The sequence below is a fragment of the Mycobacterium sp. 1274756.6 genome, from assembly GCF_001668625.1.
Taxonomy (GTDB): Bacteria; Actinomycetota; Actinomycetes; order Mycobacteriales; family Mycobacteriaceae; genus Mycobacterium.
Window position 1 is genome coordinate 1 of sequence record NZ_LZLJ01000026.1, and the last position, 20243, is coordinate 20243.

Annotated in this window: 20 protein-coding genes and 2 pseudogenes; 7 read left to right on the forward strand and 15 right to left on the reverse strand. The window is 70.7% G+C overall.

Annotation, left to right across the window (positions count from 1 at the left end; genetic code table 11):
* Window positions 1-12: 12 nt before the first annotated feature.
* From A5643_RS18385 to A5643_RS03505, 3 genes and pseudogenes are all read right to left on the reverse strand, one after another.
* Window positions 13-102 (reverse strand): annotated as a pseudogene (locus A5643_RS18385) (SDR family oxidoreductase); the annotation flags it as partial.
* A pseudogene (locus A5643_RS03500) lies at window positions 90-1343 on the reverse strand (L,D-transpeptidase); the annotation flags it as partial. The pseudogenes A5643_RS18385 and A5643_RS03500, both read right to left, overlap by 13 nt.
* 34 nt (window positions 1344-1377) lie before the next feature.
* On the reverse strand, window positions 1378-2466 hold the full coding sequence (locus tag A5643_RS03505) for a UDP-N-acetylmuramate dehydrogenase (protein WP_066851996.1): 1089 nt from the start codon (window positions 2464-2466) through the stop codon (window positions 1378-1380).
* On the opposite strand from A5643_RS03505, the gene A5643_RS03510 reads away from it, so the two are divergent.
* The 3 genes from A5643_RS03510 to A5643_RS03520 all read left to right on the forward strand — a co-directional run bounded on the left by A5643_RS03510 (window position 2465) and on the right by A5643_RS03520 (window position 5198).
* Complete coding sequence (locus A5643_RS03510; protein ID WP_066851998.1) at window positions 2465-2971, forward strand: DUF2505 domain-containing protein; 507 nt, start codon at window positions 2465-2467, stop codon at window positions 2969-2971. The two genes, A5643_RS03505 and A5643_RS03510, sit on opposite strands and share 2 nt — an antisense overlap.
* Window positions 2972-3133: 162 nt before the next feature.
* A complete protein-coding gene (locus A5643_RS03515) occupies window positions 3134-3946 on the forward strand; it encodes a carbon-nitrogen hydrolase family protein (RefSeq protein WP_066852000.1) in 813 nt (270 codons plus the stop codon).
* Between the two features lie 88 nt (window positions 3947-4034).
* Complete coding sequence (locus tag A5643_RS03520) at window positions 4035-5198, forward strand: LmeA family phospholipid-binding protein (protein WP_082948705.1); 1164 nt, start codon at window positions 4035-4037, stop codon at window positions 5196-5198.
* A gap of 15 nt (window positions 5199-5213) precedes the next feature.
* On the opposite strand, the gene deoC is transcribed toward A5643_RS03520, so the two are convergent.
* From deoC to A5643_RS03550, 6 genes are all read right to left on the reverse strand, one after another.
* Window positions 5214-5882, reverse strand: a complete 669-nt coding sequence (gene deoC, locus A5643_RS03525; protein WP_066852009.1) for a deoxyribose-phosphate aldolase — start codon at window positions 5880-5882, stop codon at window positions 5214-5216.
* The gene (locus tag A5643_RS03530; protein ID WP_066852011.1) at window positions 5882-6280 is read right to left on the reverse strand and encodes a DUF2599 domain-containing protein; all 399 of its coding nucleotides are present in this window, start codon (window positions 6278-6280) and stop codon (window positions 5882-5884) included. Before A5643_RS03530 ends, deoC begins: the two co-directional genes overlap by 1 nt.
* Window positions 6281-6283: 3 nt before the next feature.
* Complete coding sequence (locus A5643_RS03535; protein ID WP_066852013.1) at window positions 6284-6568, reverse strand: DUF2516 family protein; 285 nt, start codon at window positions 6566-6568, stop codon at window positions 6284-6286.
* Between the two features lie 74 nt (window positions 6569-6642).
* Window positions 6643-7269 (reverse strand): heparin-binding hemagglutinin, encoded by a 627-nt coding sequence (locus tag A5643_RS03540; protein ID WP_066852015.1) that lies wholly within the window; start codon window positions 7267-7269, stop codon window positions 6643-6645.
* Between the two features lie 54 nt (window positions 7270-7323).
* Window positions 7324-7713, reverse strand: a complete 390-nt coding sequence (locus tag A5643_RS03545) for a helix-turn-helix domain-containing protein (RefSeq protein WP_066852017.1) — start codon at window positions 7711-7713, stop codon at window positions 7324-7326.
* 87 nt (window positions 7714-7800) lie between these two features.
* A complete protein-coding gene (locus tag A5643_RS03550; protein WP_066852019.1) occupies window positions 7801-9129 on the reverse strand; it encodes a DUF445 domain-containing protein in 1329 nt (442 codons plus the stop codon).
* Between the two features lie 92 nt (window positions 9130-9221).
* On the opposite strand from A5643_RS03550, the gene A5643_RS03555 reads away from it, so the two are divergent.
* Entirely contained in the window at window positions 9222-9944 is a 723-nt protein-coding gene (locus A5643_RS03555) for a TetR/AcrR family transcriptional regulator (RefSeq protein ID WP_066852021.1), read from the forward strand.
* Here the strand turns inward: A5643_RS03555 and A5643_RS03560 are convergent, their stop codons facing one another.
* The 3 genes from A5643_RS03560 to A5643_RS03570 all read right to left on the reverse strand — a co-directional run bounded on the left by A5643_RS03560 (window position 9945) and on the right by A5643_RS03570 (window position 13486).
* Window positions 9945-10799 (reverse strand): 3-hydroxybutyryl-CoA dehydrogenase, encoded by an 855-nt coding sequence (locus A5643_RS03560; protein ID WP_286143630.1) that lies wholly within the window; start codon window positions 10797-10799, stop codon window positions 9945-9947. It abuts the gene before it with no gap.
* A gap of 299 nt (window positions 10800-11098) precedes the next feature.
* Window positions 11099-12385: an isocitrate lyase gene (aceA, locus tag A5643_RS03565; protein WP_066852025.1), complete on the reverse strand. Its 1287-nt coding sequence runs from the start codon at window positions 12383-12385 to the stop codon at window positions 11099-11101.
* 279 nt (window positions 12386-12664) lie between these two features.
* Entirely contained in the window at window positions 12665-13486 is an 822-nt protein-coding gene (locus A5643_RS03570) for an acyl-[acyl-carrier-protein] thioesterase (RefSeq protein ID WP_066852027.1), read from the reverse strand.
* 110 nt (window positions 13487-13596) lie between these two features.
* Between A5643_RS03570 and ramB the strand changes: the two genes are divergently transcribed.
* Both ramB and A5643_RS03580 read left to right on the forward strand, forming a co-directional pair.
* The gene (gene ramB / locus A5643_RS03575) at window positions 13597-15009 is read left to right on the forward strand and encodes an acetate metabolism transcriptional regulator RamB (RefSeq protein WP_066852029.1); all 1413 of its coding nucleotides are present in this window, start codon (window positions 13597-13599) and stop codon (window positions 15007-15009) included.
* 52 nt (window positions 15010-15061) lie between these two features.
* Window positions 15062-15601, forward strand: a complete 540-nt coding sequence (locus A5643_RS03580; RefSeq protein ID WP_066852030.1) for a carboxymuconolactone decarboxylase family protein — start codon at window positions 15062-15064, stop codon at window positions 15599-15601.
* Between the two features lie 16 nt (window positions 15602-15617).
* Here the strand turns inward: A5643_RS03580 and A5643_RS03585 are convergent, their stop codons facing one another.
* On the reverse strand, window positions 15618-16973 hold the full coding sequence (locus A5643_RS03585) for a TIGR01777 family oxidoreductase (protein ID WP_066852032.1): 1356 nt from the start codon (window positions 16971-16973) through the stop codon (window positions 15618-15620).
* 44 nt (window positions 16974-17017) lie between these two features.
* On the opposite strand from A5643_RS03585, the gene A5643_RS03590 reads away from it, so the two are divergent.
* Window positions 17018-17464, forward strand: coding sequence for a DUF6636 domain-containing protein (locus A5643_RS03590; RefSeq protein ID WP_066852034.1), 447 nt, complete (start codon window positions 17018-17020; stop codon window positions 17462-17464).
* On the opposite strand, the gene A5643_RS03595 is transcribed toward A5643_RS03590, so the two are convergent.
* Both A5643_RS03595 and A5643_RS03600 read right to left on the reverse strand, forming a co-directional pair.
* Window positions 17449-18879 (reverse strand): PPE domain-containing protein, encoded by a 1431-nt coding sequence (locus A5643_RS03595; protein ID WP_066852036.1) that lies wholly within the window; start codon window positions 18877-18879, stop codon window positions 17449-17451. The genes A5643_RS03590 and A5643_RS03595 overlap by 16 nt on opposite strands.
* Before the next feature lie 145 nt (window positions 18880-19024).
* Window positions 19025-20185: a cupin domain-containing protein gene (locus tag A5643_RS03600; RefSeq protein ID WP_502686202.1), complete on the reverse strand. Its 1161-nt coding sequence runs from the start codon at window positions 20183-20185 to the stop codon at window positions 19025-19027.
* Window positions 20186-20243 lie beyond the last annotated feature (58 nt).

Consider the following 20243-nt stretch of genomic DNA (forward strand, 5'->3'; position numbering starts at 1 on the left):
CTATTCTGTGTGGGCGTGTTTGGCGGCGGTGTAGCCGGCGCGGCCGTCGTAGATCTCGAACGCCGCGATCGAGGTGACGGTGACGATCAGGCCGTCTCCGGCAGCGACGTCGGGGCGGGGGTCTCGCCCTCCGGTGCGGGCAGCGCCGACATCGACAGCCAGGTGTCCCAGTCCACCGCCCAGTCCCACAGGTCGCCGTCCGCGTAGGACAACTCGATGGAGGTGCCGGTGACCTCCACCGGGTCGCCGTAGATGGCGCTGTTGAAGTACTGCTGGGCGTCGCCGTCGGACAGGTTGATGCAGCCGTTGGTGACGTTGGTGTTGCCCTGGGCGCCGGAGCTGGCCGGGTTGGCGTGGATGAACTCGCCGTTGTTGGAGATACGCACCGCCCAGCGTTCGTGGATGTTCTCGTAGCCGGCCGCCGGGTTGGACATCCAGAAGTCCGCGTACTTCTCGGTGACGACGTGGATGCCGCTGCGGGTGACGTTGCGCGGCTGGTCGGCCTCCCCGTAGCTGCAGGGGAAGTCCATGATCACCCCGGCGTCGGTGATCACCTGGATGCGGTGGGAGGGGGCGTGCGCCCGCACCACCTGGCGGCGGCCGATCTGGAAGTTCAGGCTCATGTCCTGGGCGCCGTAGGCGCCCTCCCCGAAGGCCAGCCCGTAGAGCTTGGCGTCGACGTTGACGGTGGTGCCCGCCGGGTAGTACTCGCGGGTGCGCCAGTGCACCCGCGAGCCCTGCGCCTCGTCGGGCAGCCACGCCCAGGCGCCCTCGACCGGCGGCTCGGTGGTGACGGTCAGGGCGCGTTCGACGGCGGCCTTGTCGGCGATGGGGGCGTCGAACTGGATGATCACCGGGGCCGCGACCCCGACGGTCTGCCCGTCGGCGAGTTGGAACCCGCCGTCGACCACCCGGGTGGGGTGCACGGTGTCGAATGCGCCGCGCACCGGCACGGCGTTGCCGTCGCGGCCGACCACCGAGCCGGCCCAGGTGTAGGTCATCGCGTAGCCCAGCGGCTCGGTGACCGTGTACACGGTGCGCTCCCGGTTGAGCACCCCGGCGACCGGCTTGCCGTCGGCGTTGGTCAGCGTCACCTTCTGGAACCAGCCGTCGCGGACCTCGACGCTCACCGGAGCGGTCGGCAGGATGTCGGCGGCGTCGGCCTCCGGGGCGAAGACCAGGGTGGGGGCGGGCTGCTGCGCGCTCGGGGCAGCCGGGTCGCCGCCCCGCGAGCAGGCGGCCAGCGCCGCGGCCACCCCGACGGCCAGGGCGCCCAGCGCCCGGCGGCGGGTGATCGCCGGGAGGTCGTCGGCCGCATTCACGCCAGCCAACGATACCGGCACCGGGGCGCCACCCCCGGCGGTAAGACCACAGCTGTCACAGTGTGCAGCCGACCAGGACCGGCTCGGGCACCAAGGCGATACCGAACCGGTCGCGCACGCCGTCGCGCACGGTGCGGGCCAGTGCCAGCACGTCGGCGGTCGAGGCGTGGCCGCGGTTGGTCAGCGCCAACGCGTGCTTGGTGGACAGCCGGCACGGCGCGTCGTCGCGGTGCGGGTAGCCCTTGCCGAACCCGGCCTGCTCCACCAGCCAGCCCGCGGCGAGTTTCACCCCGCCGGGGTCGGGGTAGTGCGGCACCGGGCCGTCGTGGCCGGCGGCCAGCGTCGCGTAGACCTCGGGGGCGACCACCGGGTTGGTGAAGAACGAGCCGGCGCTCCAGGTGTCGTGGTCGGCCGGGTCGAGCACCATGCCTTTCCCGGCGCGCAGGCCCAGCACCGCGCGCCGCACGGTGGCGGGGTCGGCGCGCTCCCCCGCCGTCGCGCCGAGGGCGGTGGCCAGTTCGCCGTAGCGCAGCGGGGCGCTGCGCCCGGCGGCGTCGAGGGTGAACTCCACCTCGACGACGGTGTGCGCGTCGGAGTACTTGAGCACGCTGGTGCGGTAGCCGAACTCCAGGGCCGCCGGCTCGACCCATTCCAGGGCGCCGGTGGACCGGTCGAGCAGGCGCACCGCGGTGATGGTGTCGGCGACCTCGGCGCCGTAGGCCCCGACGTTTTGGACGGGGGTGGCGCCGGCCGAGCCGGGGATCCCCGACAGGCATTCCAGGCCACCGAGTCCGGCGGCGATGCTCGCCGCCACGACGTCGTCCCAGACGGCGCCGGCCTGCACCCGCAGCACGTTGCCGTCGATGCGGATGTCGGCGGCGGTCAGGTGCACCACGGTCAGGTCGGTCAGCTCGTCGGCGATGAGCAGGTTCGAGCCGCCGGCGAGCACCAGCGGCGCCGGGCCGTCCTCCGCGTCGAGTTCGGTGAGCGCGGCGACGATCTGCTCGGGGGTGGCCGCGGTGACGAACCGGCGCGCCACCGGGCCGACCCGCAGGGTGGTCAGCGCCGCCAGCGACACGTCTGCGCGGACCCGCGCGTCGGCAAACCGGTTTCCCACGCCAGGAACGGTAGCCTGACCAGCTATGCCGCGATCATTCGACTTGTCGGCCGACTACCCGGTTGCCGTCGATGAGGTGTTCGCCGCGTTCGGTGACCGGCAGTACTGGCTGGCCCGGTTGGCCGAGTCCGGCGCCGACGTCGCCACCCTGGACGCGCTGACCGTCGCCGACGACGGCACCGTCGACGTGAGCGCCACCCAGAGCCTGGCGCGGTGGCGGCTGCCCGCCCTGGCGGCGCAGTTTCATCGCGGCGACCTCGACGTGGTGCGACGCGAGACCTGGCATCCGGTGCAGGCGGGTGTGTCGCGCGGCGAGGTCGACGCGGAGGTCAGGGGCGCGCCGGCGTCGCTGTGCAGCAAAGCGCGGCTGACGCCGCTGCCGACCGGGTCGCGGCTGAGCGTGTCGGCGACGGTGCGGGTCAACGTGCCACTGGTGGGCGGCAAGCTCGAGTCGTTCATCGCCAACGCCCTCGGCGATCTGCTCACTGCCGAGCAGCGTTTCACCGCCGCCTGGCTCGCCGAGCGGCGCTGACCGGCCGGCCACCGGCCCCTCCTCCACGTCCCGGCGAGGGCGGTAATCCGCCGCGAGTGCACCGCTAGGGCGGAAAAAGTCGCCGGATTCCTCCGTGGGGCTTCACTCGCGCCCGAGCGCTTCCGGCGCGCCGCGGGCGGCGCCCGTCGATAGGCTGGCGGTATGCGGATCGCGGTGGCCCAGATGCTCAGCGGCACCGACCCGGCGGCCAACCTGCAGGCGGTGGCCGACTACACCGGGCGGGCCGCCGCAGCCGGCGCGACGCTGGTGGTCTTCCCGGAGGCGACGATGTGCCGGTTCGGGGTGCCGCTGCGCCCGGTCGCCGAGCCGGTCACCGGCCGGTGGGCCGACGGGGTGCGCGACATCGCGGCCCGCGCCGGGGTGACCGTGATCGCCGGGATGTTCACCCCCGCCGACGACGATCGGGTGGCCAACACGCTGCTGGCGGTCGGGCCCGGCGTCGACGCCCACTACGACAAGATCCACCTGTTCGACGCGTTCGGGTTCGCCGAGTCCCGCACGGTCGCCCGCGGTGTGCGGCCGGTGGTGATCGAGGTCGACGGGGTGAGCGTGGGGTTGAGCACCTGCTATGACGTGCGGTTCCCGGCGCTGTACGCGGCCCTCGCCGACCGGGGCGCCCAACTGATCACGCTCAGCGCCTCCTGGGGCGCCGGTGTGGGCAAGCTCGAGCAGTGGCGGGTGCTGGCCCGCGCGCGGGCGCTGGACTGCGGCTGCTTCCTCGCCGCAGCCGGGCAGGCCGATCCCGGCGACACGCTGCCGCCCACCACCGCGCCGACCGGGACGGGAGGCAGCCTGATCGTCTCACCGTTCGGGGAGGTGCTGGCCGAAGCCGGTGGCGAGCCCCGCTTGCTGGTCACCGAGGTCGACATCGCGGCGGTCGACGAGGCCCGCCGGACCCTCGGTGTGCTGCGCAATCGGGCGCAGAACTTCGATCCGGACGTGTTCGCGTCGTGAGCGGACCGCCTGCGCGAGCCGACGGCGTCGGCCCCGGAGACGAAATTCGCTCAGGCAATGTTCACCGCGATGAGGCAGAATCGCCCGGGTGACCACACCGCCTGGACCCCCGCCCGGTGATTCACCGTGGAGCCGCCCGTCGCAGAACGTGCCGCCGCGCGCCCCGCCGCCGCACGGGACGCCCCCGCACCACGCGCCGCCCCAGAACGTGCCACCCCAGAACGTGCCACCCCAGAATGTGCCGCCGCAGCCGCCCCGGCCCGCCGGCCCCGCGCAGCCACCGCCGCAGCAGCACCCACCCCAGCCGGTCCCACCGGCCCGGCCCGTCGAGCCGCCGTCGCAGTCGGCGACCCGCCAGATGAACGTCACGGGCCGCGGCGGGGAGACCCCGACCCGTCAGATCACCCCGCCGCGCGCGGCCGGTCCGCAACCCGAACCGGCCGCCGACCCCGGTGCGGACCAGCCGCCGGCCGAACCGCCGCCGGCGAAGCGCAACGGTGCGGGCGCGAAGCTGCGCGGCCTGCTGACCGATCCCGTCTCAATCCTGCTGATCGTCGTCACCGTGATCGCGTTGGTCGCCGCGGGCGTGATCGGCGCGGAGCTGTACGCCCGCCACGTCGCCAACAGCAAGGTCAGCAACGCCGCCCAGTGTGAGATCCAAGACGGTGTCCAGGTGTCGTTCGGGGTCACGCCGCCGGTGCTGTGGCAGCACTTCACCGGGCGCTACACCAACATCGTCATCCACAGCGACGGCGCCCGGGTGCGTCACGCCAAGGACATGACCGTCGACATCCGGATCCACGACGTGGACCTGACCCCGACCGCGGACTCCAAGGGCACGATCGGCGAGCTCGACGCCGCCATCACCTGGTCCACGACCGGGATCAAGGAGACCGTGGAATCGGAGATCCCGATCCTCGGCGGGCTGGCAGTCAAGAGCGTCAAAACCAACCCCAACGACGGCACCGTGGAGCTGAAGGGCACCTTCAGCACGATCGTCGCCAAGCCGAAGGTCAGCGATGGCGGTTTCGGCCTGGAGGTCGTCAAGTTCGACGGGTTGGGTCTCACTCTGCCCCGGGAGAGCATCCAGTCGATGCTCGACGGGTTCACCAAGGACCTGACCAAGGACTACCCGCTGGGTATCAAGGCCGACAGCGTCGAGGTGACCGAGGACGGGGTGATCGCCCGGCTGTCCACCCGCAACGCCGCGATCCCGACCAACAGCAACAACCCCTGCTTCGCCGACATCTGAGCCGGCGGCGCGGTTTCAGCTGAAGCCGTCGAGGACGGCGCGGGTGCCGGAGAGCCCCAACCGGGTGGCGCCCGCGTCGAGCAGGGCCGCCGCGTCCGCCGCGGTCCGGATCCCGCCGCTGGCCTTCACGCCGAGGCGCCCGCCGACGGTCGCGGCCATCACCTCCACGGCCCGCACCGACGCCCCGCCGGCCGGGTGGAATCCGGTGGAGGTCTTCACGAAGTCCGCGCCGGCGTTCTCGGCGGCCCGGCACGCCCCGATCAGCGCCTCCTCCCCGCCGATGTTGAGCAGCACCGCGGACTCCACGATCACCTTGAGCACCGCGTCGGGGATCGCCGTGCGCACCATGCCGATGTCGGCGGCGACCGCCGCGAGATCCCCGCAGAGCACCGCCCCGACGTCGAGGACCATGTCGACCTCGTCGGCGCCGGCCGTCACCGCGCGGGCCGCCTCGGCGGCCTTGATCTCACTGTGGTGCTTGCCCGACGGGAAGCCGGCGACGGTGGCGATCGGCAGCCCGGCGGTATTGATCGCCGCGGGCACCATCGACGGTGAGACGCAGACCGCGAACGCGCCCAACTCGGTCGCCTCGGCCACCAGGTCGGCCACCTCCCCGGGTGTGGCCTCGGGTTTGAGCAGGGTGTGGTCGACGAGGGCGGCGACCTGCGCGCGACTGCGGGGCATCAGAACGGCTCCTCGGCGGCGCCCGGGTTGCAGCCGGCGTCGAGCATGGTGACCTCGTCGACCACCGGCCGCCACGGCTCCAGATTCCAACTGGTCTTGCCCGGCTGCGCCAACTCGGCGTATTGCCAGTGGCACAGGAACTGTTCGCGCATGCCGGGCGTGGCCGCCTCGGGGGCCCGGGTCAGCACCTCGCTCCACGCCCGCTCCCCCTCGGCGACCGCGCCGAGCCGGACGGCCGCCGCCCGCGCGGCCGGCAGCGGGTAGACCCGCAGGCTCGGCCGGCCCTGCCAGTCGGCCCACTCGACGTGGTCGATCAGGGCCGGACCCGCCTCGGCGTGGGCGGGGACGCCGGTCAGCAGCAGCGGCGCCGCCATCAGCGCGGCGAGCATCGTTCGCATGGGTTAGCGGGACTTGCCCTGGACGTCGAGCAGCCGCGGCCGCACGTCGACGAGGTAGACCCCGGCGGCGCACGCCGCGATCACCGGGCCGAGGATGAAGTTGGGCAGCACGGCCAGCAGCAGCCCGACCGCGAGGATCACCAGCCACACCGGCTTGGTCAGCTTCTCGGTGGCGGCGTAGGCGTCGGGCCGTTGCAGCGCCGCATGCACCAGTGCGTACAGCGTGGCCAGGGCCACCGCGGCCTGCACGGCCAGCAACACCAGATTGGCGGCATACGGGAATATCACCCCGTCAGTCTAAAGGTGCCCCGACGCCGACGCCCCCGTCGCGGCGGGGCGGCGGGGGCGTCGGGTGGTGCGGGTTACTTCTGGGTGACCTTCTTGGCGGGGGCCTTCTTGGCCGCAGCCTTCTTGGCCGGGGCCTTCTTGGCCGGGGCCTTCTTGGTCACCTTCTTCTCGGCCTTCTCGGCGGACGCGGCGGCCTTGGCGGTCGCCTCGTCGACCTTCTTGGGCAACTCGACACCGACCAGCTTGGCGGCGCGCTCACCGACCGCGCGGGTCTGGCTGGCGACGTTGCCCAGGGCCTCCTGGGTCAGCTCGACGGCCTGGTCGACGTAGCCCTCGGCGCGGTCCGCGGCGTCCTCGAACGCCGGCTGGTGCCGCAGCCGCTCCAGGGCGGCCTCACCGCGGGCGACCAGGTCGTTGTAGCGGCTGGTCGCGGCCTCGACGTAGCCCTCGGCGGCCTTGCGCAGCTCCTCGGCGGTGAACTTCTCGCGCAGCTCCTCGAACTGCTCGGGCAGCTCCTCCTGCAGCTTGTTCAGCCGCGCCCGGCTCTCCTCGACGCGGGTGGAGGTGTTGCTGCGGGCCTCGTCGGCGCGCTCGCGCATGTTGGCGACCAGGTCGCTGACGGTGGCCAGGGCCAGGTCGGCGGCGCCCAGCGCGGCGAGCAGCGGGGCCTTCAGTTCATCGATGTTGGGGTTTTCGGCCATGGTGGTGATTCCTTTCGGTGGTTGGTTTCTGGGTTCATTCCTGATCGTGCGGAGTCAGTCCGATGGCGACTCCTCACTCTCCGGAGCGTTCTGCTGGACGAACGACGCGTAGATGTCCAGCAGAACTTGTTTTTGCCGTTCGGTGATCGCCGGATCGGTGATGATGGCGTCCCGCACCTCGCTGCCCTCACTGGGCTCGAGGATCCCGGCCCGAACGTAAAGCACTTCGGCCGACAGTCGCAACGCCTTGGCGATCTGGCTGAGCACATCGGCGGACGGTTTGCGCAACCCCCGTTCGATCTGGCTGAGGTAGGGGTTGCTGACACCGGCCTTGTCGGCCAGTTGCCGCATCGACACCTGCGCGGCTTCCCGCTGCGACCTGATGAAGCTGCCGATGTCCGATGCGGCCGAGACCACAGTGGCGAGCTTCTCGTCTTGCGACATCCGCCCTCCTCTGCGATGGACCGTCATTGCTGACAAGCCCCAGGGTACCAACCAGTGCTAGCTTTTGCAAGCACTCGTTAGCGCAGGTCAGAACGCTAGATGGGCGATTGTGTAGATCACCAGGCCGGCCAGCGAGCCGACCACGGTGCCGTTGATCCGGATGAACTGCAGGTCGCGGCCGACGTGCAACTCAATGCGCCGGCTGGCCTCCGCGGCGTCCCAGCGTTCGATGGTCTCGGTGATGATCGCGGTGATCTCCACCCCGTATTGGGCGACCAGGTGCTGGGCGGCCCGCACCAGCCAGTTGTCGACCTTGTCGCGCAGTTCGGCGTCGTCGCGCAGCGACTCCCCGATGCGGACCACCGTCTCGGCCACCCGGCTGCGCAGCGTGCTCGACGGGTCGTCGACCCCCTCGAGCACCAGCCGTTTGAGGGTCTTCCACGCGGTCTCGGCGGCGGTGGTCACCTCCTCGCGCGCCATCAGCTGGTCCTTGACGTTGTCGGCCCGCGCGATGGTGTCCGGGTCGTGTTGCAGGTCCTCGGCGAAGTCGAACAGGAACCGGGTGGCCGACCGGCGCAGCTCGTGGTTGGGGTCGCGGCGCACCTTGTCGGTGAAGTCCATCAGCTCGCGGTGGATCCGGTCGCCGACCATCTGGTCGACGAACCGCGGCGTCCAGCCCGGCGAGTCGCGGGTGACCACCTTCTCGATGGTGTCCCCGGCGTTGAGCGACCACTGGAACGCGCGGTCGCAGAGCAGCTGGATCAGCGCCTCCTGCCGGTTCTCGGCGAGCAGGCTGCCCAACATCCGGCCCACCGGCGGACCCCACTGCGGTTCGGCGATGCGGCGCACGATCATCCGGTCGATCACCGTCTGCACGTCCTCGTCGCGCAGCAGCTCGACCAGGACCCGCAGCACGGTGGCGGTCTCCGCCGCGACCCGTTCGGCGTGACCGGCGTCGGCCAGCCACTTGCCGGCCCGGCTGGCCACCTCCGCGTCGCGCAGCTTGGCCGCCACCACGTCGGGCGCCAGGAAGTTCTCCCGCACGAAGGTGCCCAGCCCCTGGCCGAGCTGGTCCTTCTTCCGCTTGATGATCGCGGTGTGCGGGATCGGTAGGCCCAGCGGACGCTTGAACAGCGCCGTGACGGCAAACCAGTCGGCGAGCGCCCCCACCATGCCGGCCTCGGCGGCCGCGCCGACGTAGCCCACCCAGGTCGGCGCGGTGCCGTCGGACTGCGCCCACCGGCACAGCAGGAACACCACGGTGGCGCCGAGCAGGAAGCTCAGCGCCACCACCTTCATCACCCGCAGGGAACGGAGCCGCTCGGCGTCGGCGACCGGGTCGGCCCCGGCAAACGATTCCGCGAACGAGGTCCCCAGTCCGGGCTGGGGCGGGGCCGGGTCGGTTCGGAGCGCCACCGCACCATCATCCACGTTCTGCGGCCGCCGCGCCGGATGCCCGGAGACGCTGACCTACCGGGGCCATCCGTAGTATCGAGGGCATCGAGCGAATGGGAACCGCGAAGGTGGACTCCGACATCCCGACGAGGAACGTGAAAGCCGACGGCCGGAAGCGCCGCTGGCATCAGCACAAGGTGGAACGCCGCACCGAACTGGTCGACGGCACGTTGGAGGCTATCCGCCGCCGCGGGCGGGACGTGAGCATGGACGAGATCGCCGCCGACATCGGCGTCTCCAAAACGGTGCTCTACCGGTACTTCGTGGACAAGAACGACCTCACCACCGCGGTGATGATGCGGTTCGCGCAGACCACGCTGATCCCCAACATGGCGGCCGCGCTGTCGGCGCAGCTCGACGGCTTCGCCCTGACCCGCGAGATCATCCGGGTGTACGTGGACACCGTCGCGGCCGAACCGGAGATCTACCCGTTCGTGATGGCCAACAGTTCGGCGAGCAAGAGCAAGGTGATCGCCGACAGCGAGCGGATCATCGCCGGGATGCTGACGGTCATGCTGCGCCGGCGGATGCAAGAGGCCGGGATGGACACCCACGGCGTGGAGACCTGGTCCTACATGATCGTCGGCGGGGTGCAGCTGGCGACCCACTCGTGGATGTCGCACCGCCGGATGAGCTCCGATGAGCTGATCGACTACCTGCACATGCTGTCGTGGAACGCGCTGGTGGGCATCGTCGAAGTGGGTGGGTCACTGGAGAAGTTCAGCTCCATGCCGCACCCGTCCCCGATCGTGCCGTCGCTGGACGCCGCCCAATAGTCAGTAGTCGTAGAAACCGCGCCCGGACTTCTTGCCGAGCTGGCCGGCCTCGACCATGCGCAGCAGCAGCGGCGGCGGCGCGAGGTGGGGTTGCTTGAACTCGTCGAAGAGCTTGTCGGCGATGAGCTTCAGCGTGTCCAGCCCGACCAGGTCGGACAGCCGCAGCGGGCCCATCGGGTGCGACAGCCCGGCCACCACCGCCTTGTCGACGTCGGCCACGGTGGCGAAGCCGTCCTCCACCATCCGGATCGCCGAGAGCAGGTAGGGCACCAGCAGCGCGTTGACCACGAAGCCCGAGCGGTCCGAGCAACGCACCACCTGCTTGCCGAGCACCTCCCCGGCGAACTGCTCGGTGCGCTCGATGGCGCTCTCGTCGGTGACCAGGGTGCTGACCAACTCGACCAGCGGCAGCACCGGCACCGGATTGAAGAAGTGCAGGCCCAGCACCCGCTGCGGGTTCTCGGTGGCCGCGGCGATCCGCATGATCGGGATCGAGGAGGTGTTCGACGCCAGCACCGCGGTCGGGTCGGTGATGATCCGGTCGAGGTCGGCGAACAGCCCCGCCTTGACCGTCTCGTCCTCGATGACCGCCTCGATCACCAGCTGCCGGTCGGCCATGTCGGTCAGGTCGCAGGTGAAGCTGAGCTGGGAGAGCACCTGGTCGCGTTCGCGTTCGGTGATCTTGCCCGCACTCACCCCGCGCTCCAGGGACTTGGTGATGCGGTTGCGGCCCGCGGTGACCAGCGCCTCGGAGGTCTCGAACACCGTCACCGCCACGCCGGCACGCGCCGACACCTCGGCGATGCCCGCCCCCATCTGCCCGGCGCCGATGACGCCCACTCGTTCGATCGACACGGTTCTCCTTAATGGTTCGCGGCAGCAACAGGCCCTGCCCAACATCGCTGGGCAGGGCCCGTGCTGTCAACTTTTCCCAGTTGCCTGCGACCGAGCCCGCCGTCCGGCCGCCGAGCGTGCGCGTGCTGCGAGAAATCTGCCGAAATTTCGCAGTGCTGACACGTTCGGCGCGGGCGCCCGGCTCACGCCGGTCGGCTCAGTGGCCCCAGGCTCGGTTCCACCTCGCCTCCCGGCTCACGCCGGTCGGCTCAGTGCCCCAGGCTCGGTTCCACCTCGCCTCCCGGCTCACGCCGGTCGGCTCAGTGGAACTGCCCCTCCTCGGTGGAGCCGGCCAGCGCGGTGGTCGAGGAGTTCGGGTCCACGGTGGTGGCGATCCGGTCGAAGTAGCCGGCACCGACCTCGCGCTGGTGACGGGTGGCGGTGTAGCCGCGCTCCTCGGCGGCGAACTCGCGCTCCTGCAGCTCGACGTAGGCGCTCATCTGGTTGCGGGCGTAGCCGTAGGCCAGGTCGAACATCGAGTAGTTCAGCGCGTGGAAGCCGGCCAGGGTGATGAACTGGAACTTGAAGCCCATCGCGCCGAGCTCGTTCTGGAACTTGGCGATGGTCGCGTCGTCGAGGTGCTTCTTCCAGTTGAACGACGGCGAGCAGTTGTAGGCCAGCATCTGGTCGGGGTACTCGGCCTTCACCGCCTCGGCGAACCGCTTGGCCAGCTCCAGGTCCGGGGTGCCGGTCTCCATCCAGATCAGGTCCGCGTAGGGGGCGTAGGCCTTGGCCCGCGCGATGCACGGCTCGATGCCGTTCTTCACCTGGTAGAAGCCCTCGGCGGTGCGCTCGCCGGTGATGAACGGCTGGTCGCGCTCGTCGACGTCGGAGGTGATCAGGGTGGCCGCCTCCGCGTCGGTCCGGGCGATGACCACGGTCGGCACGTCGGCGACGTCCGCGGCCAGCCGCGCCGAGGTCAGCGTGCGGATGTGCTGCTGGGTGGGGATGAGCACCTTGCCGCCCAGGTGGCCGCACTTCTTCTCCGAGGCCAGCTGGTCCTCCCAGTGCGAGCCGGCCACCCCGGCGGTGATCATCGCCTTCTGCAGCTCGAAGACGTTGAGCGCCCCACCGAAGCCGGCCTCACCGTCGGCGACGATCGGCACCAGCCAGTTGTCCACCGAGGTGTCACCCTCGACCTTGGCGATCTGGTCGGCGCGCAGCAGCGCGTTGTTGATCCGGCGCACCACGGTCGGCACCGAGTTGGCCGGGTACAGGCTCTGGTCGGGGTAGGTGTGCCCGGACAGGTTCGCATCCCCGGCGACCTGCCACCCGGACAGGTAGATGGCCTTCAGCCCGGCCCGGACCTGCTGGACGGCCATGTTGCCGGTCAGCGCGCCCAGGGCGTTGACGTAGTCCATCGAGTGCAGCTGGTCCCACAGCACCTCGGCGCCGCGGCGGGCCAGGGTGTTCTCCTCGACGACGTGGCCCTGCAGCGCCACCACGTCCTCGGGGCTGTAGGTGCGGGTGACGCCCTTCCAGCGCGGGTTGTGGTCCCAGTCGTGCTGGATCTGCTCGGGGCTCTTGGGGGTGCCAACAGTCGACATCGGTGCTCCTTGCTGTCCGAAGCCACGGGATCAACGGGGGTTGCGCGGTCGCATCCGGTTTGCTCAGCGCCACCAGGCTGCTAATCCGGCAATGGCTTCACTCGTTTGCTAACCCGACTTTGGCACGCAAGTATTCGCAGGTCAAACGATTTTTCTGCTAATTTCCGCTACGACCTTGTCAAACTTGGCTAAGTTTGCGAAGAACGAGAACGCGTTCTACCCCGACTTAGCTACTGGCGGGTAACCGTCCGGTGCAGGTCAGCACGGGTTTTCGCGATGTCAGCAGGGCATCAGCGCCGCGATGGCCTTGACCTCGTCGCCGACGGCGTATGTGAGCGTCGTAACAGTGCGGTCGAGCAGGTGCGGACCGAACTGGTCGGTCGATCCGGCCGGATGGACGTGGGTGAGGATCTCCAGCTTGTCGCCGAGCGCGACCGGCGCGTCGTGTTCGATGGCCACCCGCAACGGCGCGGCGAGCAGTTCGGGGTGACCGGCGAGGCAGTCCTCCACCACGCTCCAGTAGACCGAATTGTTGACATGGTCGAACAGGTCGATGTCGGTGACCCGGATCGGGTAGTCGTGGATCTCGGTGGCGTTCTCCCGACTGCCCGCGCTCAGGTAGGCCTTCCAGCGCAGCCGGCCTTCACTGGTGGTGCGGGCCAGCCCGGCCAGGAAGTCATCGGCGATGCGCGCCGGCCCCTGGGTTTCGCGGTTGATGTGGATCCAGAACGCCTCCGACTCCATCAGCCCGCCCTTGCGGCCGTCGATACGCACCCGCATCTGACACCACCGGTTGGACGTGCCCGAGCACCACCGCCGTACCCGCAGCATGTCCTGGAACTCGATCGGCCGGATCAGATCGATGACGGTGCGCCGCACGATCCACAGCGGGTGGGTCTCCTCGTAACCCATCTCCCGCAGCTGGTCGGAGCCGATGTCCTGGATGTGGCGGGCGGCGGCGTCGAAACGCAACCGGCCGGCGCGGTCGATGTCGGCGATCCGCAGCGGCCACTGCCGGTCGAAGACGTCCGGGTGCGGATCGGGCACCGGCATCATCTGCTTGCCCAGCCCGGTCGGTGCTGCGGGGTTCGTGCCTGCCATCGCGCTTGTCCTGTCCGTCACCACGCCTGCTCTGTGCCCTATTACCGTAAACAACAAACCTGGATGCGAATCCTGCCAAGCCTGTTTTGGCAAGCTTGTAACCTGGTCAGATGGCGAAAACATACGTCGGTTCCCGAGTCCGCCAACTACGCAAGGAACGCGGCTTCAGCCAGGCCGGGCTGGCCCAGATGCTCGAGATCTCGCCGAGCTACCTCAACCAGATCGAGCACGACGTGCGTCCGCTGACGGTGGCGGTGCTGTTGCGGATCACCGAGGTGTTCGGGGTCGACGCCACCTTCTTCGCCCCGCAGGACGACACCCGCCTGGTCGCCGAGTTGCGGGAGGTGCTGCTGGACCGTGACGTGGACGCCACCGTCGACATGGCGGAGGTCGTCGAGGTGGTCAATGGCCACCCCGAGGTGGCGCGCGCCATGGTCAACCTGCACCGGCGGTACCGGATCACCACCACCCAGCTGGCCGCCGCCACCGAGGAGCGCTACTCCGACGGCAGCGGCGCGATCACGATGCCGCACGAAGAGGTGCGGGACTTCTTCTACCAGCGGCAGAACTACCTGCACGAATTGGACACCGCCGCCGAGGATCTCGCCTACCAGATGCGCCGTCACCAGGGCGAGCTGGCCGTCGAGTTGGCCCACCGGCTCACCGAGCGGCACGGGGTGCACATCAACCGGCGGATCGATCTGGGCGAGACGGTGCTGCACCGCTATGACCCGCGCACCAAGACCCTGGACATCAGCAACCACCTGTCGTGGGGGCAGCGGGTGTTCAAAATGGCCGCCGAGTTGGCCTACCTGGAATTCGACGACATGATCAACGCCCTGGTCGACGAGGGCAACTACACCTCCAAGGACTCCCGGACCCTGGCCCGGCTGGGCTTGGCCAACTACTTCGCGGCGGCGCTGGTGTTGCCGTACCGGCAGTTTCACGACAGCGCCGAGAACTACCGCTATGACATCGAGCGGCTCTCGGCCTTCTACCGGGTCTCCTACGAGACGGTGGCGCACCGGCTCTCCACCCTGCAGCGGCCGTCGATGCGCGGCGTGCCGTTCTCGTTCGTCCGGGTGGACCGGGCCGGAAACATGTCAAAGCGACAGTCGGCCACCGGTTTCCACTTCTCCTCCAGCGGCGGCACCTGTCCGCTGTGGAACGTCTACGAGACCTTCTCCGAGCCGGGCAAGATCCTGGTCCAGATCGCGCAGATGCCCGACGGACGCAACTATCTGTGGGTGGCGCGCACCGTCGAGCGCCGAGCCGCCCGATACGGCCAGCCGGGCAAGACATTTGCGATCGGCCTGGGCTGCGAACTGCGCCAGGCCCACCGGCTGGTGTACTCCGACGGGCTGGATCTGGGCGGGGAGAACGCCACCCCGATCGGGGCGGGTTGCCGGGTCTGCGAACGCGACAAGTGCCCGCAGCGTGCGTTTCCCGCCTTGGGCAGCGACCTCGACCTCGATGAGCACCGCAGCACGGTTTCGCCCTATCTGGTCAAGCACCCCCGCTGAGCCCCGCCCGGTGTAGGGTGCGCAGAAATCCGAACCGCTAGTGAGGGAGACCATGAGCGACCAGCCTCGCCTGCCCGCGCCGTCGTTGGGCGATCTCGGGCTGTTCAACTGGGTGTTCTGCAAGGTGGCGTCCTGGCGGCTCGGCGTGGAGAACATGCACCTGTTCGCCACCCTGGGCCAGCACAAGCGGCTGCTGAAAGCATGGCTGCCGTTCGGCGGGGTCTTGCTGCGCGGGAAACTGCCCAAGCGCGACACCGAGCTGGTGATCCTGCGGGTGGCGCACCTGCGCGAATCCGAATACGAGCTGCAACACCACCGCCGGATCGCCCGGACCGTCGGACTCGACGATGCGGTGCAGGACGCGATCTTCGCCGGACCCGACGCCGATGGCCTGACCGAGCGGCAACGGGTGCTGCTCACCGCCACCGACGAGTTGGTGCACACCCGCACCCTCTCCGACGCGACGTGGGCCCGGCTGTCCGAGCAGCTCGATCGCGCCCGGCTCATCGAGTTCGTCACCTTAGCCGGGCAATACGACGCCCTCGCAGCGACGTTGAGCGCGTTGCGGGTACCGCTGGACTACCCGGAGTAGCCGCGGCCCCGACGGTTCATCCCCTGACCCGGCCCAGTAGGTGCCGCAGCGCCGGCTCGAGATCCTGGTGGCGGAACACGTGCCCGCCGGCCTGCAGCCGCGCAGGTGCCACCCGTTGGCTGGCCTGCGCCATCTCGGCCGCACCCTGTTTGCCCAGCAACAGGCGCGGGCCCAGCGCCGGCACCGGCAGCACGGTCGGCCGGCGCAGCATCCGCCCGAGGGTGCGGGTGTAGTCAAAGTTGCGCACCGGGTTCGGGGCCACCACGTTGACCGGTCCGCGCAGAGCGGTGTCCCACAGTCCGCGGTGGATGATGTCGATGAGGTCGTCGATGCCGATCCAGGACAGCCACTGCCGGCCGTCGCCGAGCCGGCCGCCCAGCCCGGCGCGGAACAGCGGCAGTTGCAGACCGAGCGTTCCGCCGCGCGGGGACTGCACGATCCCGATCCGCAGCCGCACCACGCGCTGTCCGGCCGCCTCGGCCGGTGCGGTGGCGGCTTCCCAGTCCACCGCCAGCTGCGCCAGGAAGTCGTCGCCCCGCTCACTGTCCTCGGTGAGCACCTCGTCGCCGCGGCGCGCCCCGTAGTAGCCGATGCCCGACGCGGACACCATCGTCACCGGGGTGGTGCTCGCGGCGACCAGTTCGGCCAGCCGCCGGGTGGGCACCAGCCGCGAATCCTGCAGCTCGCGGCGGTGCGCTTCGGTGAACCGCCCGGCCACCGACTCGCCCGCCAGGTGGATCACCGCGTCCACCCCGGACAGCAGATCGGGGTGGGGGTCGGCGGGATTCCACTGCCGCTCACCGGGGTTGGCGGCAGGTCGGCGCACCAGCCGGATCACGGTGTGTCCACCGGTGGTCAGAAACGGGACGAGCGCCGAACCGACCAACCCGGACGCGCCGGTCACCGCGATCGTGAGCGGGCCCAGCCCGGCCGCGGCGGCCCGCGCGTGCACCGCCAGGTCGGCGGCCAGTTGGCGGTGCCGGTAGGCGAACATCCGTTGCAGCGCGAAACCCGGTACGACGGTGTCGATCCGGTCGGTCAAGCGGGTACGACCGTCGCCGGTGTCGTCGAACTCGTGGCTGTGCCGCCAGCGCACCAGCGCCCAGGCCGGCAGCGACGCCGGCCCGCCGTGGTCGATGGTGTCGACGAACCGTCGCGGCGGATCGTATTCGCCCGGTTGGTGCTGGGCGACCCAGCGCAGCCCGCCGGGAAGCCGCAGTTCGGCGCGACCGTCGGCCAGCGACGCGGCCTCGGCGCGGACCCGCATCGACTGCCAGGGGGGCGAGAGTCGGTGGATCGCCCCCGGCCGGGCGTGCCAGGCGAACACCTCGTCGCGCGGCGCGTCGAACACGCTGGAATAGGTCAGGCTCATATCCGTGACCTTAAGGGTGCCGCACCGCCCGTTAGGCTTCCGGCATGCGTAGCGCGCGGGTATTGGTCACCGGGGTCTGCGGTGCGGTCGTCGGCGTGTTGGGCGCGGTGCCCGCCCAGGCCGGCCCCTACAGCACGGATTTCACCAGCCCGTCGGGCAATATCGACTGCGCGATCTGGGAATCCGGCCACGACATCGCACCCCACGTGCGCTGTGACCTCAACGAGCGCACCTTCACCGCGCCGCCGCGTCCCGCCGACTGCGGCATGGGGCCGTGGGCGAAAAGCGTGACCCTGGAACGCGGCAAACCCGCGGCGTTCCGCTGCATCTCCGATTCGGTGCTCAGCGACGACGCCGTCGTGCTCGAGTACGGCGAGGAGATCAGTGCCGAGGGATTCCGGTGCGCGAGCAGCACCGACGGCATCACCTGCACCGATACCACGACCGGCAACGGCTTCCGGCTCGCGCGGGACTCCTACGCGTTCTTCTGATCCGCATCCTCAGCGGTCGGCTCCCAGGTCTGCGGCAGCATCACCACCGCGGTGCTGGCCATGCCGGCCGCGGTGACCGCCGACGGAGCAGCCAGCGTGCCGGCGAACCCGAGTCGGCCCGCGCCGTGGCCTGAGGGCGCGGAATCACCGTCGGGCTCAAGGTATTCGAAGCGCCGACCCGGGTCGACCACGCTCGGGCGCTGGCGCCGGTCGCGCCGGTCAGCGGCCGGGGCGGTTTCCGCGGCGATCGCGTCCGGCGAGGTATGCCGAACCAGCTGCGCGGCCGTCCTGCCGCGCATCGGCGCGCCGGTCTGTGGAGCAGGGCCGGCCCCGACCAGGTAGGGCACGAATCCGCCCGGCGGAGCGCCCGGCGCGGGCGGAGCACCCGGGACGGGAGCCGAGGGCACCGCTGCCGGCGCCGCGGCGGCCGGTTGCATCACGACGGCCCCACCGGCCGGTGGGGCCGGCCCGGCGACCGGCTGGGTCACCGGCGCGGTGGAAGTGGTCGACGGGGCCGGGGCCGGCTCGGCGGCGCCCGGTGCGGGCGCCGGTGTGTTGTCCAACTGGGCGAGCCCGGCCAGCCCCGCCACCCCGGCGAAGCCGGGCAGAATCCCGGCCGGCGGCACCAGCGCGAACATGGCGTCGGTCAACTGGGTGATCTGCGGGGCGAAGGTGAGCGCGACCTCCCCGGCCCAGTGCGGCACCTCGGTGACCAACACCGGGTCGCTGAGCAGTTGGGTGATCGCGCCTTGCGGGTTGGTCGGGAAGCCCGCCAGGTCGGTCTCGATGGCCTTGGCGATGTCGCCGATGCGGGTCTGCCACCAACTGAGCTTGGTCGGCCCGCCGTCGTCGTCTTGGCTTTTGCCCGGGGCGGCGGCCTTGAGGATCCGCGGGGCGGGGCTCAGCCGCGGCGACGACGCGACCGCGGCGGTCGAGGCGGCCTGATAGGTGGTCATCGTCGCCGCCGCCTGCACCCACATCCGGGCGTAGTCGGCTTCGTTGACCGCGATCGGGATGAGGTTGACGCCGAAGAAATTGGTGGCGACCAGCACCGCGTGCACGGCGTGGTTGACTGCCAACTCGGCCAGCGTGGGCATGGCCGCCAACGCCGCGGCGTGCGCGGCGGCGGCCGCCTCGTGACCGCCGGCGGTGGCCGCCGCCGCGGCGCTGGCCTGCATCAGCCAGGCCAGGTACGGCAGGTGCGCCGCCACGTAGGATTCCGCGGCCGGCCCCTGCCATGCCCCAGTCTGTACGGCCGCCAGGGTGGCGCTGAGTTCGTCTGCGGTGGCGGCGTAATCGGCGCCCATCGCGTGCCACGCCGCGGCCGCGGCCAGCAGCGGCCCACCGCCCGGGCCGCTGCTCAACGCGGCGGAATGCACCTCCGGCGGCGAGGCGAACCACAGCGGCGCGGTCATCGGCGCGGCTGCGCCGGGCGCGTTGCCGCCGCTGTCAGTGACGTCATGTCGGTGCCTCCGGCGTGCCCGCGGGGAAGGTGATCGCCGTTGACCGTGCCGCCGACTCAGCCTAGCCCGGCGATTATCCGCATTTACCGATTTTTAACTACATATTTTCTGTAAATGCGGATTCAAGGAACCCGGTCAGCAGCAAGTCCCGAGCCAGCGAGATCTGCTGCGCCTCGGCCAGCCCGGGCAGGTCTCCGACCCGGAACGACTCCCGGCGGCGGGCCACGAACCGCAGCGCGGCCTCGTGGTCGACGCCCCGGCTGACCAGGGTCTGCGCGAACTGCAGGCCCACCCCGTCGGGCAGCGCCACCACCCGCGCGTACAACGGTTGGTGCTTGCGCACCGCGGTGGCGGTGTCGACGGCGAGCGCGCTCGGGGCCGGCGGCACCGGCGGGCAGGGCGCGCGCCGGGACAGGATGTTCGCCAATGCCGCGATGCCGTCGGCGACGGCGGCGGGTTCGGCGATGGCCGGCGCGGTTTCGGCCAGCCGCGCGGTGAGTTGAGTGCGCACCGCCGAATCGTCGAGGTAGCGCGGCGGCAGCTGCTCGTGGACCCGGTCGTCGTGCACGCTCAGCGCGTGCAGCACATGGGTGAGCAGGGTGAGCACCGTGGGGGCGTGCAGGCCCACGGTCAGATGCACCGAGACCTCCGCACCGGATTCCGCGGCGTGCGGGCGCCCGCGCGGCAGGTACAGCACGTCGCCGGGGCGCAGGAGCAGGTCGGTCGGGGCGGGTAGCGCCGCGGTGACGAGTTGTTCGTGGCGTTGCATGACGTGCGGCGGCACCGACTGCTCCCCGTAGAGGTGCCAGCGTTTGCTGCCGCCGATCTGCAGCACCAGCACGTCGTGCGGGTCGTAGTGCGGGACGAAACCGGTTGCGCCGGGCGGGGTCACGTAGGCGTTGACCTGGACGGGGAAGTTCAGTTCGACTTCCAGGGCGTGCGCGAACGCGGCGATGCCGCGCTCGTAGCGTTCCAGCTTGTTCACCACGATGGTGTAGCCGCGGGCGAAATCGTCGCGCACCCGGGCGGTGTCCAGGGTGCCGTCGGCCGATCGGTACCGGTCGGCTTCGTTGCTGTGGTCGCCGCGCACCAATCGCAGGGTGGCCGGGTCGGGCCGCACCCAGCGCAGCAGGTCGTCCGCCGCGGACGACGCGGCCAGCAGGTCGTCGAAGCAGCCCGGCTGCCCCCGGCTGACGTGGTGGTGGCGGCGCCCCCAGACGTCGTCGAAGAAGCGCTGCACCGACAGCGGGTGCAACAGCCGGGCTAGAACGGACTCGACCGTGGCGCCTCCCGCGATGTCGTGGCCCCCGCCGGCC